The 14,328-nt window shown below is 58.8% G+C and carries 13 protein-coding genes; 7 read left to right on the top strand and 6 right to left on the bottom strand.

What is annotated here, in order from left to right; translation table 11 throughout:
• The first annotated feature begins 30 nt into the window (after positions 1 to 30).
• The gene (locus KBP52_RS14180; protein ID WP_212622981.1) at positions 31 to 1,758 is read left to right on the top strand and encodes an ABC transporter ATP-binding protein/permease; all 1,728 of its coding nucleotides are present in this window, start codon (positions 31 to 33) and stop codon (positions 1,756 to 1,758) included.
• A 190-nt stretch (positions 1,759 to 1,948) separates the two neighbouring features.
• On the top strand, positions 1,949 to 2,695 hold the full coding sequence (locus KBP52_RS14175; protein ID WP_016984324.1) for a FadR/GntR family transcriptional regulator: 747 nt from the start codon (positions 1,949 to 1,951) through the stop codon (positions 2,693 to 2,695).
• A 7-nt stretch (positions 2,696 to 2,702) separates the two neighbouring features.
• On the opposite strand, the gene KBP52_RS14170 is transcribed toward KBP52_RS14175, so the two are convergent.
• Together KBP52_RS14170 and KBP52_RS14165 are read right to left on the bottom strand one after the other, a co-directional pair.
• Positions 2,703 to 3,050 carry a hypothetical protein gene (locus KBP52_RS14170; protein ID WP_139353565.1) on the bottom strand — a complete coding sequence of 116 codons (348 nt, stop codon included), beginning with the start codon at positions 3,048 to 3,050 and terminating at the stop codon, positions 2,703 to 2,705.
• A gap of 173 nt (positions 3,051 to 3,223) precedes the next feature.
• Complete coding sequence (locus KBP52_RS14165) at positions 3,224 to 3,604, bottom strand: hypothetical protein (RefSeq protein WP_077571104.1); 381 nt, start codon at positions 3,602 to 3,604, stop codon at positions 3,224 to 3,226.
• A gap of 297 nt (positions 3,605 to 3,901) precedes the next feature.
• Here KBP52_RS14165 and kdgD point away from each other — a divergent pair, with 297 nt between their 5' ends.
• From kdgD to KBP52_RS14140, 5 genes are all read left to right on the top strand, one after another.
• On the top strand, positions 3,902 to 4,813 hold the full coding sequence (kdgD, locus tag KBP52_RS14160) for a 5-dehydro-4-deoxyglucarate dehydratase (protein WP_016984321.1): 912 nt from the start codon (positions 3,902 to 3,904) through the stop codon (positions 4,811 to 4,813).
• Between the two features lie 75 nt (positions 4,814 to 4,888).
• The gene (locus KBP52_RS14155; protein ID WP_034154458.1) at positions 4,889 to 6,334 is read left to right on the top strand and encodes an aldehyde dehydrogenase family protein; all 1,446 of its coding nucleotides are present in this window, start codon (positions 4,889 to 4,891) and stop codon (positions 6,332 to 6,334) included.
• Positions 6,335 to 6,481: 147 nt separating this feature from the next.
• Positions 6,482 to 7,846, top strand: a complete 1,365-nt coding sequence (locus KBP52_RS14150; RefSeq protein WP_116029461.1) for an MFS transporter — start codon at positions 6,482 to 6,484, stop codon at positions 7,844 to 7,846.
• An 11-nt stretch (positions 7,847 to 7,857) separates the two neighbouring features.
• Positions 7,858 to 9,411, top strand: coding sequence for a galactarate dehydratase (garD, locus tag KBP52_RS14145; RefSeq protein WP_137219254.1), 1,554 nt, complete (start codon positions 7,858 to 7,860; stop codon positions 9,409 to 9,411).
• Between the two features lie 409 nt (positions 9,412 to 9,820).
• Positions 9,821 to 10,762 (top strand): AEC family transporter, encoded by a 942-nt coding sequence (locus KBP52_RS14140; protein ID WP_116029462.1) that lies wholly within the window; start codon positions 9,821 to 9,823, stop codon positions 10,760 to 10,762.
• A 108-nt stretch (positions 10,763 to 10,870) separates the two neighbouring features.
• On the opposite strand, the gene KBP52_RS14135 is transcribed toward KBP52_RS14140, so the two are convergent.
• The 4 genes from KBP52_RS14135 to gatB form a co-directional block, all read right to left on the bottom strand.
• A complete protein-coding gene (locus tag KBP52_RS14135) occupies positions 10,871 to 11,251 on the bottom strand; it encodes a carboxymuconolactone decarboxylase family protein (protein ID WP_016984177.1) in 381 nt (126 codons plus the stop codon).
• A complete protein-coding gene (locus tag KBP52_RS14130; protein ID WP_212622980.1) occupies positions 11,248 to 12,309 on the bottom strand; it encodes a calcium/sodium antiporter in 1,062 nt (353 codons plus the stop codon). The genes KBP52_RS14135 and KBP52_RS14130 overlap by 4 nt, the downstream gene beginning before the upstream one ends.
• Before the next feature lie 46 nt (positions 12,310 to 12,355).
• A complete protein-coding gene (locus KBP52_RS14125) occupies positions 12,356 to 12,730 on the bottom strand; it encodes a septal ring lytic transglycosylase RlpA family protein (RefSeq protein WP_077571111.1) in 375 nt (124 codons plus the stop codon).
• Positions 12,731 to 12,878: 148 nt separating this feature from the next.
• A complete protein-coding gene (gene gatB, locus KBP52_RS14120; RefSeq protein ID WP_008085412.1) occupies positions 12,879 to 14,324 on the bottom strand; it encodes an Asp-tRNA(Asn)/Glu-tRNA(Gln) amidotransferase subunit GatB in 1,446 nt (481 codons plus the stop codon).
• Positions 14,325 to 14,328 lie beyond the last annotated feature (4 nt).

Raw genomic sequence — 14,328 nt, 5'->3', positions numbered from 1 at the left:
GTCTGTTCTTTTCTATATCGAGCCTTATCCATGAATCAGAACGCTGAATATTCCGCGGTCAACGATGCTGTGCGCGGGCAGTTTTTTCGCAAAGTGTGGGCGATCATCACGCCTTATTGGCGCAGCGAAGAGAAGGGCAAGGCCTGGACGCTATTGATTGCGGTGATCGCGCTGTCGTTGCTCAGCGTGGGCATCTCGGTGTGGTTCAACACCTGGTACAAGGATTTTTACAACGCCCTGCAAAAGAAGGATGAAGTGGCGTTCTGGCGTTTGATTCTGTATTTCTGCGGGATTGCGGCTGTGGCAATTGTCGGTGCCGTGTACAGGCTCTATCTGACGCAGATGCTGACGATTCGCTGGCGGGCCTGGCTCACTGAAAAGCATTTCTCGCGTTGGCTTACCGACAAGAATTATTACCAGCTGGAGCAGGGCGGTTACACCGATAACCCGGACCAGCGGATTTCCGAAGACCTCAACAATTTCACCTCCAACACCCTCGAACTGGGCATCGGGCTGCTGCGCAATATCGTCAGTCTGGTGTCATTCTCGATCATTCTCTGGGGCGTGTCGGGTAGCATCGAAATCTATGGCATCACCATTCCCGGCTACATGTTCTGGTGTGTGCTGGTGTATGCGGTGGTGGGCAGTTGGCTGACGCATTTGATTGGTCGTCGCTTGATCGGCCTGAATAACCAGCAACAACGTTTCGAAGCCGACCTGCGTTTTTCCATGGTGCGGATTCGCGAGAATGCCGAAAGCATCGCGTTGTACAACGGTGAGCCGAACGAAAATCGTCGTCTGAGCGCCCGCTTCGGCAATGTCTGGCACAACTTCTGGGACATCATGAAAGTGTCCAAGCGCCTGACCTTCTTCACCGCCGGTTACAGCCAGGCGGCCATTATCTTTCCGTTCATTGTGGCTTCGCCGCGTTACCTTTCCGGCAAGATCGAACTGGGTGAACTGATGCAGATCAGTTCGGCATTCGGCAACGTCCAGGAGAGTTTCAGCTGGTTCATCAGTGCGTACCAGAGCCTCGCTTCCTGGCGCGCCACCTGTGATCGTCTGCTGAGTTTCCGTCAGGCCATGACCGACAACGAAGAGCGCACGCCAGCGATCGACGTGCAGAATCAGGGCAACGAATTGAAGGTGCACAACCTCGGTCTTGATCTGGCCGACGGTCGTCATCTGCTGACCAGTGCCGATATGACTGTGGAACCAGGTGAGCGAGTGATGCTCAGTGGGCGTTCCGGCAGCGGCAAGTCGACGCTGCTACGGGCGATGGGGCATTTGTGGCCGGCGGGGCACGGCAACATTCGTTTGCCGGCGGCGCGTTATCTGTTCCTGCCACAGAAACCGTATCTGCCGATCGGCACCCTGCGTGAAGCCTTGAGTTATCCACAACCGGGCGACACCTACGCGTCGGAACGTTATGCACAAGTGTTGGAAACCTGCCGCTTGCCGCATCTGGTCGCGCGGCTGGACGAGGCCAATCACTGGCAACGCATGCTTTCGCCGGGCGAACAGCAACGACTGGCCTTCGCTCGCGCGTTGCTGTACGCACCGCAGTGGCTGTACATGGACGAAGCGACTTCGGCGATGGATGAGGAAGACGAAGCGACGCTGTATCAGGCGTTGATTGATCAGATACCGGGGTTGAGCATTGTCAGCGTCGGCCATCGCAGCAGCTTGAAACGCTTCCACCCACGGCATGTGCGGATCGACAGCGGCCATTTGGTTGAACAGACCGTGACCGCCTGATCACCGCTAAACCCCTGTAGGAGTGAGCCTGCTCGCGATAGCGTAGGGTCAGTCACATTGATGCTGAATGTGCGGACGTCATCGCGAGCAGGCTCACTCCTACATAAAGCGATGTAAACCGGAAAGTGATCGTACAACCCGCTTGAGCTATCATGCCTCCAAGCCGAATTTTCGAGACTAGATGCACACCATGGAAAACCTGATCGAAACCCCGCGTCTCCCGCGCAAGCGCCGCAGCCTGGCCCAGGAACTGGTGACGGTGCTGAGCGAGCAGATCCGCGATGGCCTGCTCAAGCGCGGTGACAAACTGCCTACCGAGTCGGCGATCATGGAAGCCCATGGCGTCAGCCGCACTGTGGTGCGCGAGGCGATTTCCCGTTTGCAGGCTGCCGGCCAGGTGGAAACCCGCCACGGCATCGGCACCTTCGTACTCGACACGCCGAGCCCGAGTGGTTTCCGCATCGACCCGGCCACCGTCGTCACCCTGCGTGATGTGTTGGCGATTCTCGAATTGCGCATCAGCCTTGAAGTGGAATCTGCCGGCCTTGCCGCACAACGCCGCAGTGCCGAGCAACTGGCAACCATGCGCGCCGCCCTCGATGCGTTAAACGAAAGCGCTGCCCATGCCAGCGATGCGGTAGCTTCAGACTTTGCTTTCCACCTGGAAATCGCGCTGTCCACCGGCAACCGCTACTTCACCGACATCATGACCCACCTGGGCACCAGCATCATTCCGCGTACGCGGCTGAATTCGGCGCGACTGGCCCATGATGATCAGCAGCACTACATGAGCCGCCTGAGCCGTGAGCACGAAGAAATCTACGACGCGATTGCCCGTCAGGATTCCGATGCGGCGCGTGCGGCGATGCGTCTGCACCTGACCAACAGCCGTGAAAGACTGCGCCAGGCCCATGAAGAGGCGCAGGCGCAGGGGTGACGGGTAATTAAAGCTCGAGTTGAACTGTCAGCACTGGCGACACCGAAATATTACCGGCGCGGGTAACGCTGTAGCGAAGGCTGGCGGTTGCACCTGGAACGAGTTTTTTCTCAAAAACATCTTTGGGAATGGCGAAGAGCAGTAGCTTTCCTACCGTCGCTGCAGTCAATGTGGTTTGGTCTTTGAAGTTGTTGCCGGTAGTAGTTTCTACGTGCAGCGTAACTACGTCTCCGACAGCTGAGTTGTCGTAGGTCACTTCGCCGTGAGCTTTTCCCTCCAACTTCCCGACATAAAGAACTCCTTTAACTGCTTCTCGGAGTACTGGTGCTGCGAGCGCTTTTACTTGTGCATTCATGAGTAAATTCCTTTTCGTTATCTCTTCTAACCGTTTTAGGGGCGCAAGCGACGGCATGCGCTGTCGGAGCCGGTTCGTTAGCTCCTGCGTCATTAACGCCAAATCCGTGATCGCCTGGCACCTGTAAGAAATACCAGTTCCGACGAACGGTAATCGCTCCCGCACGACCAGGTTCAGCCCTCGATCCGCAACCTCAACACCTGCGAAAACGGTTCCATACTCGACTCATCACAAAACTTGTAGCGCAATTCAACCTCTCTGTTCAGGTACGGCCGCAACGCCTCTTTAGGCATCTGCAACTCGATTCCCGTCAGTTTCTCCATCTCGTCTTCAGCATCGTCCCAAGTGCCGGTGTTCACTTCCTCACCTTCCCACTCTGGCTCTTCCGGGTCATCGCCGAGAATCGGGTAGACGCTCCAGTTCGCCGGAAAATCGCTGGAGTCGGGGACCTGGACGATCATCACATCGGGCAGCATCGATAGCTGAAGTGTGAGGGGGTCGGAGGCCGAGGCGGCAATTTGCGAAAGGGTAGGGGCAGCGTAATTCATCGACATTTTGGCTTCCTTCGAATGGTCCGCCACGATCCTTCGTGGCAGTCGTCGCACCTTACCCGGCGTTTCTCCAGCGCTCAGTAAACGAATCTTGACCAGACATTTCTGCGCGAAAACCCTTTAAATACGGGCTTTTGCGACGATTCCTGCCAAGCCTTAAACAGCTTTGTCCGACAAAAAAACACCCACAACGATGAAATGCAGTTGACGGTTATTATTTAAGTTGTACGATGACCTACAACTTCAGCGAAGGCTGAACGGACCAATCACAAAAAACGTTGCTACCAGGGTGTTCGAATAATGAATCCACAAGAACTGAAGTCCATCCTCTCTGCCGGCCTGCTGTCTTTTCCGGTGACCGATTTCAACGCGCAGGGCGATTTCAACCGCGCAGGCTACATCAAACGTCTGGAATGGCTGGCCCCGTATGGCGCCTCGGCACTGTTCGCCGCGGGCGGCACCGGTGAGTTCTTCTCCCTGGCGGCCAGCGAATACTCGGAAATCATCAAGACTGCCGTCGACACCTGTGAAACCAGCGTGCCGATCCTCGCCGGTGTCGGTGGTTCGACCCGTCAGGCCATCGAATACGCTCAAGAAGCCGAGCGTCTGGGTGCCAAAGGTCTGTTGCTGCTGCCGCACTACCTGACCGAAGCGAGCCAGGACGGTGTTGCTGCTCACGTTGAAGCCGTGTGTAAATCGGTCAACATTGGCGTGGTCGTTTACAACCGCAACGTTTGCCGCTTGACCGCGCCGCTGCTGGAACGTCTGGCCGAGCGCTGCCCGAACCTGATCGGTTACAAGGACGGTCTGGGCGATATCGAGTTGATGGTGTCGATCCGTCGCCGCCTCGGTGATCGCTTCAGCTACCTGGGTGGTCTGCCGACCGCCGAAGTCTACGCAGCTGCCTACAAGGCGCTGGGCGTGCCGGTTTACTCCTCGGCGGTGTTCAACTTCATTCCGAAAACCGCGATGGACTTCTACCACGCGATCGCCCGTGAAGATCACGCCACCGTCGGCAAGATCATCGACGACTTCTTCCTGCCGTACCTGGACATCCGCAACCGCAAGGCCGGTTACGCCGTGAGCATCGTTAAGGCAGGCGCAAAAATCGCCGGCTATGACGCAGGCCCGGTGCGGGCACCGCTGACCGATCTGACTGGCGAAGAGTACGAAATGCTCGCCGCGCTGATCGACAAGCAAGGTGCGCAGTAACACCCGACAAAAACGCGGCCGCTGAGTAATCAGCGGCTTTTTGCGTAAAGGCTTTTAGTTTTGAGGGCTGCCCCTGTGACAAATGCAAAACGCTACGACAACTACATCAACGGCGAATGGGTTGCCGGTGCCGACTATTCGGCCAACATCAACCCGTCGGAACTGAGCGACACCATCGGCGATTACGCCAAGGCTGACCTGACTCAGGTTCACGCCGCCATCGACGCTGCCCGCGCCGCGTTCCCGGCCTATTCGACTTCGGGTATTCAGGCCCGTCACGACTCGCTGGATAAAGTCGGAACTGAGATTCTGGCTCGTCGCGAAGAACTCGGCACCCTGCTGGCCCGGGAAGAGGGCAAGACCCTGCCCGAAGCCATCGGCGAAGTGACCCGCGCCGGCAATATCTTCAAATTCTTCGCCGGTGAATGCCTGCGCCTGTCCGGTGACTACGTGCCGTCGGTGCGTCCGGGCGTCAATGTTGAAGTGACTCGCGAAGCACTGGGCGTGGTTGGTCTGATCACTCCGTGGAACTTCCCGATCGCCATTCCTGCATGGAAAATCGCCCCGGCGTTGGCCTACGGCAACTGCGTGGTGTTGAAACCGGCCGATCTGGTGCCGGGTTGCGCCTGGGCACTGGCGGAAATCATCTCCCGCGCAGGCTTCCCGGCCGGCGTGTTCAACCTGGTGATGGGCAGCGGTCGCGTAGTTGGCGATGCGCTGGTGCAGAGCCCGAAAGTCGACGGCATCAGCTTCACCGGTTCGGTGGGCGTGGGTCGTCAGATCGCGGTCAACTGCGTGTCGCGTCAGGCCAAGGTTCAGCTGGAAATGGGCGGCAAGAACCCGCAGATCATTCTCGACGACGCCGACCTCAAACAAGCGGTCGAGCTGTCGGTGCAGAGCGCGTTCTACTCCACCGGTCAGCGTTGCACCGCGTCGAGCCGTTTGATCGTCACCGCCGGGATTCACGACAAGTTCGTTGAAGCCATGGCCGAGCGCATGAAGTCGATCAAGGTCGGCCACGCACTGAAATCCGGCACCGATATCGGTCCAGTGGTTTCGCAAGCGCAGCTGGAACAGGACATGAAGTACATCGACATCGGCCAGTCCGAAGGTGCGCGTCTGGTCAGCGGCGGCGGTCTGGTAACTTGCGACACCGAAGGTTACTTCCTCGCGCCAACGCTGTTTGCCGACAGTGAAGCGTCGATGCGCATCAGCCGCGAAGAGATCTTCGGCCCGGTGGCCAACATCGTTCGCGTGGCTGACTACGACGCGGCGCTGGCGATGGCCAACGACACCGAGTTCGGTCTGTCGGCGGGTATTGCAACCACCTCGCTGAAGTACGCCAACCACTTCAAGCGCCATTCGCAAGCCGGGATGGTCATGGTCAACCTGCCGACCGCTGGCGTGGATTACCACGTTCCGTTCGGTGGCCGTAAAGGTTCATCCTATGGATCACGTGAGCAAGGCCGCTATGCGCAAGAGTTCTACACGGTCGTGAAGACCAGTTACATCGGCTCCTGATACACGCAATACCCCTGTAGGAGCTGCCGAAGGCTGCGATCTTTCAAGATCAAAAGATCGCAGCCTTCGGCAGCTCCTACAGGGAATAGATGCAAGACCAAAGAAGATTCACCCGCGCATAAAAATAATCAGTGGGAGTACATCTACATGCAATCGTCCAAGCCGACTCACGTCCGCTATTTGATCCTGCTCATGCTGTTTCTGGTGACCACGATCAATTACGCCGACCGTGCCACGATCGCCATTGCCGGCTCCAGCCTGCAAAAAGATCTGGGCATCGACGCAGTCACCCTCGGCTACATCTTCTCCGCATTCGGTTGGGCCTACGTGGCCGGGCAAATCCCCGGTGGCTGGCTGCTCGATCGCTTCGGCTCGAAAAAAGTCTATGCCCTGAGCATTTTCACCTGGTCGCTGTTCACCGTGCTGCAAGGCTTTGTCGGTGAGTTCGGCATGTCCACGGCCATCGTTGCGCTGTTCATGCTGCGCTTCCTGGTCGGTCTGGCTGAAGCGCCATCGTTCCCCGGCAACGCGCGCATCGTCGCCGCTTGGTTCCCGACCGCTGAACGCGGCACCGCTTCGGCGATCTTCAACTCGGCGCAATACTTTGCCACCGTGTTGTTCGCACCGCTGATGGGCTGGATCGTTTACTCCTTCGGCTGGGAACACGTGTTTATCGTCATGGGCGTGTTCGGCATCGTCTTCTCTGGCATCTGGCTGAAGGTTATCCACAGCCCGCGTCAACACCCGATGGCCAACGAAGCCGAAGTGCAGTTCATTGCCGACAACGGCGGCATGGTCGACATGGACGTCAAGCAAGGCAAAAAGGCTGATGGCCCGAAATGGGATTACATCCGCCAGTTGCTGACCAACCGCATGATGCTTGGCGTGTATCTGGGCCAGTACTGCATCAACGGCATCACCTATTTCTTCCTGACCTGGTTCCCGGTGTACCTGGTGCAAGAGCGTGGCATGACCATTCTCAAGGCCGGTTTTATCGCCTCGTTGCCGGCAATCTGCGGCTTCATCGGCGGCGTGCTCGGCGGGGTGATTTCCGATTACCTGCTGCGCAAAGGCCACTCGCTGACCTTCGCCCGTAAAGCACCGATCATCGCTGGCCTGCTGGTTTCCAGCAGCATCGTGGCCTGCAACTATGTCGATGTGGAGTGGATGGTGGTTGGCTTCATGGCTCTGGCCTTCTTCGGCAAAGGCGTTGGCGCACTCGGCTGGGCGGTGGTTTCCGACACCTCGCCAAAACAGATCGCCGGTCTGAGCGGTGGCCTGTTCAACACCTTCGGCAACATCGCTTCGATTACCACGCCGATCGTGATTGGCTACATCATCAGCTCCACCGGTTCGTTCAAATGGGCGCTGGTGTTTGTCGGTGCCAACGCACTGGTGGCGGTGTTCAGCTATCTGGTTATCGTCGGCCCGATCAAACGTGTGGTACTCAAAGAGCCGCCAACCAACGGCGGTACTGAAGCCAGCGGTAAATTGTCCCAAGCGCATTCCTGAGGAGCGGCGTCATGCAGTTGATTGAACATTCCGACTCGCCGCGCCACATCCGCCTGCACGAGCGGGACAATGTGGTGGTAGTGGTCAACGACCAGGGCGCACCGGCCGGCACTGAATTTGCCGATGGCCTGGTGACGCTGGAATTTGTGCCGCAGAGCCACAAGGTCACCCTTGAAGACATTCCCGAGGGCGGCCAGGTGATTCGCTACGGTCAGGTGATTGGCTACGCGTTGCAGCCGATTCGCCGAGGCAGTTGGGTCAAGGAAGATCAACTGCGCATGCCGACCGCGCCGCCGCTGGACAGCTTGCCGCTGTCCACCGAGGTGCCGGACGCGCAGGCACCGCTGGAAGGTTTCACCTTCGAGGGTTATCGCAACGCCGACGGTACCGTCGGCACGCGCAATATTCTTGGCATCACTACGACCGTGCAGTGCGTCACCGGCGTGCTTGATCACGCGGTGAAACGCATCAAGGACGAGCTGCTGCCGAAATACCCGCACGTCGATGATGTGGTGGCGCTGACTCACAGTTACGGCTGCGGCGTGGCGATTACCGCCACCGACGCCTACATCCCGATTCGCACCGTGCGCAATCTGGCGCGCAACCCGAACCTCGGTGGCGAGGCGTTGGTGATCAGCCTCGGCTGCGAGAAATTGCAGGCCGGGCAGGTCATGCACGAGGACGATGCTTCGGTGGATCTCAGCGATCCGTGGCTGTATCGCTTGCAGGATTCCAGTCACGGTTTCACCGAGATGATCGAGCAAATCATGGAATTGGCTGAAGTCCGTTTGAAGAAACTCGACCAACGCCGCCGCGAAACCGTGCCGGCGTCCGAGCTGATCCTCGGCATGCAGTGCGGCGGCAGCGATGCGTTCTCCGGGATAACCGCCAACCCGGCGCTGGGCTACGCTTCGGACTTGTTGTTGCGCGCGGGGGCGACGGTGATGTTTTCCGAAGTCACCGAAGTGCGCGATGCGATTTACCTGCTGACTTCACGTGCCGAAAGCAAAACCGTTGCCGAGGAATTGGTGCGTGAGATGGACTGGTACGACCGTTACCTGGCCAAGGGTGAAGCGGATCGTAGCGCCAACACTACGCCTGGCAACAAGAAGGGCGGGCTGTCGAACATTGTCGAGAAGTCGCTGGGTTCGATCGTCAAATCGGGCAGCAGCGCGATCAACGGCGTGCTCGGCCCGGGCGAGCGGTTCAAACAGAAGGGTTTGATTTTCTGTGCGACGCCGGCGAGTGATTTTGTCTGCGGGACGTTGCAGTTGGCGGCGGGGATGAACCTGCATGTGTTCACTACCGGGCGTGGCACGCCGTATGGTTTGGCGATGGCGCCGGTGGTGAAGGTCTCGACGCGGACGGAGTTGGCGCAGCGTTGGCCGGATCTGATTGATATCGATGCCGGGCGGATTGCGACCGGGCGCGCGACGATCGAGGAATTGGGTTGGGAGTTGTTCCACTATTACCTGGATGTGGCGAGCGGCAAGCAGCAGACCTGGGCGGAGAAGCACAAGCTGCATAACGACATTACGTTGTTCAACCCGGCGCCGATTACTTGATGGTTTTGGGGGTAGGTCAAAAGCTACCCTCATCGGAACGCCGCCCGCCCAGCCCTCTCCCGGAGGGAGAGGGGGCCGATCCGGGAATATTTAAGAAGTACATCGACCTGAAAGTGCTTTGCCGAATCCATAATCGATTCGGTCTTGCAGGTCGATGTACAACGCAAGACACCTTGGTCAGTCCCCTCTCCCTCCGGGAGAGGGTTAGGGTGAGGGGCTGATCGAGTTGTCAGGCGCTATACATCGACTTGAAATACCGAGTTGATTATGGATTCAACGAAGTCATTTCAGGTCGATGGATTTCTGCAATATCCCCCGATCGGTTCCCTCTCCCTCCGGGAGAGGGCTAGGGTGAGGGGCTTTTGCTTTATCATTGGCCCCTAACGACGCTCACCCAAGGCTCCCCGGCATGCTGGCAATCTTCCTCGAAACCCTGAACATCACCGCGCCGGTGTTTGCCATGCTGTTTCTCGGTGTGCTGCTCAAGCGCATCGACTGGATCAACGACAACTTCATCCACACCGCCTCCTCGCTGGTGTTCAACGTCACCATGCCGGCGCTGCTGTTTCTCGGCATTCTGCATGCCGACCTGCACGCCGCGTTGCAACCGTCCCTGCTGATCTACTTCTCCCTCGCTACGCTGGTGAGCTTTGCCCTGGCCTGGGGTTGGGCGATTTTCCGTTGCCCGCGTGAAGATCGCGGCATCTACACCCAGGGCGCATTTCGCGGCAATAACGGCGTCATCGGGCTGGCGCTGGCGGCGAGCATGTACGGCGATTACGGGATTTCCCTCGGGGCGATTCTCGCGGCTTTGGTGATCCTGTTCTACAACACCCTGTCGACCATTGTGCTGGCGGTGTACAGCCCGGTGATCAAGTCCGATCCGTGGAGCATCTGCAAAAGCGTGTTCAGCAATCCCCTGATCATCAGCGTGATTGCGGCGGCGCCGTTTGCCTATTTCAAGATCGGTTTGCCGGGCTGGCTGGAGACTTCCGGGCAGTATCTGGCGCAGACCACCTTGCCGCTGGCGCTGATCTGCATCGGCGGCACGCTGTCACTGGCGGCGCTGCGCAAGAGCGGCAATATGGCGCTCAGTTCCAGTCTGGTGAAGATGGTCGGCTTGCCGGTGCTGGCGACGCTCGGCGCGTGGTTGTGGGGATTTCGCGGGGCGGAACTGGGGATACTGTTTCTGTATTTCGGCAGCCCGACGGCGGCGGCGAGTTTTGTCATGGCCCGCGCGGCGCAGGGCAATCATGAGCTGGCGGCGGCGATTATCGTGATGACCACGTTGATGGCGGCGATTACCACCAACGTCGGGATCTTCGTTTTGCAGTGGGGTGGGTGGATCTGATTTTGATGTTGTGGTGTTGCTCAGGGCCTCTTCGCGAGCAGGCTCGCTCCCACATTTGAAATGCAATCCAATGTGGGAGCGAGCCTGCTCGCGAAGGCGTCAGTTCAATCACTCAGGTTTCTGGTAGGTATCGATCACTTCCTGCGCCGCCCGAAACGCATCAATCGCCGCCGGCACGCCGGCATACACCGCGCAATGCAGCAGCGCCTCACGAATCTCATCCACGGTGCAGCCATTGTTCAGCGCACCGCGCACATGGCCCTTCAGCTCTTGCGGGCACTTCAGTGCTGTCAGCGCGGCGAGGGTGATCAGGCTGCGGGTTTTCAGCGGCAGGCCTTCACGATTCCACACGCCACCCCAGGCATGTTCATTGACGAAATCCTGCAATGGCTGGGTGAACTCGGTGGCGTTGCCCAAGGCGCGATCAACAAACGCATCGCCCATTACCTGGCGGCGGACTTCAACCCCGGACTTCTTCGATTCGGTCATGGTTTATCACTCTTGTGGTGTTGGCGGCGCCAGGCGCGGATCGACGTGAACAGCAGAAACGTCAACAGCGTCGGCAAGACATAAAACAGCATCAGCCGCTCAAGCTTGCCGGCCAGTGGCATGCCGGTGGTGAACGACACCACGTGCAGTCCGTACGCCAGATACAAACCGAGCAACAGCAGACCTTCGGCGCGGGTCACGCGGTAGCCTGAATAGAACACCGGCAGGCACAGCGCGGCGACGCCGAGCATCACCGGCAGGTCGAAATCCAGTGCGTTCGGCGACACCGACAGCGGCGTCGGTGCGATCAATGCGGTCAGGCCGAGTACCCCGAGCAGATTGAACAGGTTGGCGCCGATGACGTTGCCGACAGCGATGTCACGTTGTCCGCGCAATGCGGCGATCAGCGAGGTCGCCAGTTCCGGCAGCGACGTGCCGACGGCGACTACGGTAAGGCCGATTACCCGCTCGGAGAATCCAAGATCAGTGGCCACCACGACAGCGGCGCCCAGCAGCAGATGCCCGGCAAACACCAACATTGCCAGACCGATAACGATCATCAGCAGGCTGCTGAACCACGAGGCCTGTGCCGTTTCGGGTTGTTCCGAATGCGGTCGCGCCGAGTGCCGCGATTGGCGTAACAACAAGCCGAGATACAACGCCAGTGCCGCCAGCAACAGGACGCCGTCGAAGCGTCCGATCTCTTCATTCCACGCCAATACGAACACCAGCAGACTGGCGCCGATCATCAGCGGAATATCCAGCCGCACCAGTTGCCGCGAGACGCGCAGTGGAATGATCATCGCTGACAAACCGAGGGTGACGAGGATATTGAAGATACTGCTGCCGACCACGCTACCGACCGCGATGTCGGGATTGTGTGCCAGCGCAGCTTGCAGGCTGACGGCCATTTGCGGTGCGCTGCTGCCAAGGGCGACGATGGTCAGACCGATAATCAATGGCCGCACATGCAGGCGCGCCGCCAGACGCACCGCCGCGCGCACCATCAACTCTGCGCCGAAGATCAGCAGGCATAGGCCAGCGAGCAGTTCGATCACGCTGATCAGGGGTAAATCGGCTAATCCGAAAATGGTCAGCGCTCCATCAGTCGTCGAGGGCCTGCACGCGAACCCGCGCGGTGCCGCTGCGCAGCATGCCGAGTTGTTCGGCGGCCTCGCGGGACACGTCGATCAGGCGTCCACGGGTGTGCGGGCCACGGTCGTTGATGCGGACCACGACAGATTCATCGTTTTTCAGGTTGGTGACCTTCACCCGTGTGCCGAAGGGTAGCTGGCGGTGGGCGGCGGTCAGGGAATTCTGGTTGAACGGCTCGCCACTGGCGGTGCGTTTACCGTGGTGCTTGGCACCGTAATAAGAAGCGACGCCGGTCTGGTCGTAACCGTGCGGGTCGATGGTGTCGGTGCTGGCGCAACCGGCCAGTAAAGAGAGCAGGGCAAAAAGGCTGAGCAGACGCTTCATTCAAGGTTTCCCGAAAACAAATGTAGGAGTGAGCCTGCTCGCGATAGCGCAATGTCAGACACCGGAAAAGTGACTGTCAAATCGCTATCGCGAGCAGGCTCACTCCTACAGGGGATGGAGCCAGGCTGTTTGTCTGGCTCCATTTTCATCAGCCTTCGAGCTTGCTTTTCAGCAGTTCGTTCACTTGCTGCGGGTTGGCTTTGCCTTTCGACGCTTTCATCGCCTGACCCACAAAGAAGCCGAACATCTTGCCGCGCTTGGCTTCATCAGCCGCACGGTATTGTTCAACTTGCTCGGCGTTGGCCGCGAGCATTTCGTCCAGCACCGCCGAGATCGCGCCGCTGTCGGTAACCTGCTTCAGGCCACGTTTTTCGATGATCTCGTCTGCGCTGCCTTCACCGTTGGCCATCGCTTCGAACACAACCTTGGCAATCTTGCCGGAGATGGTGTTGTCCTTGATGCGCAGCAGCATGCCGCCCAACAGTTCAGCGGAAACCGGCGACTCGTCGATGTCCAGGCCTTGCTTGTTGAGCAGGCTGCCCAACTCGACCATCACCCAGTTCGCCGCCAGTTTGGCGTCGCCGCCGATGCTCGCGACTTTCTCGAAGTAATCGGCTTGTTCGCGGCTGGTGGCCAGCACGCTGGCGTCATAGACCGACAGGCCGAATTGCTCCTGGAAGCGCTCGCGTTTCTGCGGTGGCAGTTCCGGCAGGGTGGCGCGCACCTCGCCGAGGAACGATTCTTCGATAACTACCGGCAGTAGATCCGGATCGGGGAAGTAACGGTAGTCGTTGGCTTCCTCTTTCGAACGCATCGGACGGGTTTCGTCCTTGTTCGGATCGTATAGACGGGTCTGCTGGATCACTTTGCCGCCGTCTTCGATCAGCTCGATCTGACGCTGGATCTCGGAGTTGATCGCCTTCTCGATGAAACGGAACGAGTTGACGTTCTTGATCTCGCAGCGCGTGCCGAATTCAACCTGGCCTTTCGGACGGATCGACACGTTGCAGTCGCAACGCAGCGAGCCTTCGGCCATGTTGCCGTCGCAGATGCCCAGATAACGTACCAGCGCGTGGATCGCCTTGACGTAAGCCACGGCTTCCTTGGCGCTGCGCATGTCCGGTTCGGAAACGATTTCCAGCAGCGGCGTGCCGGCACGGTTCAGGTCGATGCCGGTGGCACCGTTGAATTCTTCGTGCAGGCTCTTGCCGGCGTCTTCTTCCAGGTGCGCGCGGGTGATGCCGACACGTTTGACGGTGCCGTCTTCCAGGGCGATATCCAGGTGGCCTTTGCCAACAATCGGCAATTCCATCTGGCTGATCTGGTAGCCCTTCGGCAGATCCGGGTAGAAGTAGTTTTTACGCGCGAACACGTTGTGCTGACCGATCTCGGCATCAATCGCCAGACCGAACATCACCGCCATACGCACCGCTTCCTGGTTCAGCACCGGCAGAACGCCGGGCATGCCCAGGTCGATCAGGCTGGCCTGGGTGTTCGGCTCGGAACCGAATGTGGTGGAACTACCGGAAAAGATTTTCGACCGGGTAGTGAGCTGAGTGTGAATCTCCAGCCCGATCACGACTTCCCATTGCATGTGT

The organism is Pseudomonas sp. SCA2728.1_7 (genome assembly GCF_018138145.1).
Taxonomy (GTDB): Bacteria; Pseudomonadota; Gammaproteobacteria; order Pseudomonadales; family Pseudomonadaceae; genus Aquipseudomonas; species Aquipseudomonas koreensis_A.
The sequence above is the reverse complement of the archived record's forward strand: the minus strand, read 5'-3'. Positions and strand labels throughout refer to the sequence as shown.

Coding starts and splice junctions, on each gene's coding strand:
- KBP52_RS14180 (WP_212622981.1), top strand. CDS start 31: ATGAATCAGAACGCTGAATATTCCGCGGTCAACGATGCTGTGCGCGGG.
- KBP52_RS14175 (WP_016984324.1), top strand. CDS start 1,949: ATGGAAAACCTGATCGAAACCCCGCGTCTCCCGCGCAAGCGCCGCAGC.
- KBP52_RS14170 (WP_139353565.1), bottom strand. CDS start 3,050: ATGAATGCACAAGTAAAAGCGCTCGCAGCACCAGTACTCCGAGAAGCA.
- KBP52_RS14165 (WP_077571104.1), bottom strand. CDS start 3,604: ATGTCGATGAATTACGCTGCCCCTACCCTTTCGCAAATTGCCGCCTCG.
- KBP52_RS14150 (WP_116029461.1), top strand. CDS start 6,482: ATGCAATCGTCCAAGCCGACTCACGTCCGCTATTTGATCCTGCTCATG.
- KBP52_RS14140 (WP_116029462.1), top strand. CDS start 9,821: ATGCTGGCAATCTTCCTCGAAACCCTGAACATCACCGCGCCGGTGTTT.
- garD (WP_137219254.1), top strand. CDS start 7,858: ATGCAGTTGATTGAACATTCCGACTCGCCGCGCCACATCCGCCTGCAC.
- KBP52_RS14135 (WP_016984177.1), bottom strand. CDS start 11,251: ATGACCGAATCGAAGAAGTCCGGGGTTGAAGTCCGCCGCCAGGTAATG.
- KBP52_RS14125 (WP_077571111.1), bottom strand. CDS start 12,730: ATGAAGCGTCTGCTCAGCCTTTTTGCCCTGCTCTCTTTACTGGCCGGT.
- gatB (WP_008085412.1), bottom strand. CDS start 14,324: ATGCAATGGGAAGTCGTGATCGGGCTGGAGATTCACACTCAGCTCACT.
- kdgD (WP_016984321.1), top strand. CDS start 3,902: ATGAATCCACAAGAACTGAAGTCCATCCTCTCTGCCGGCCTGCTGTCT.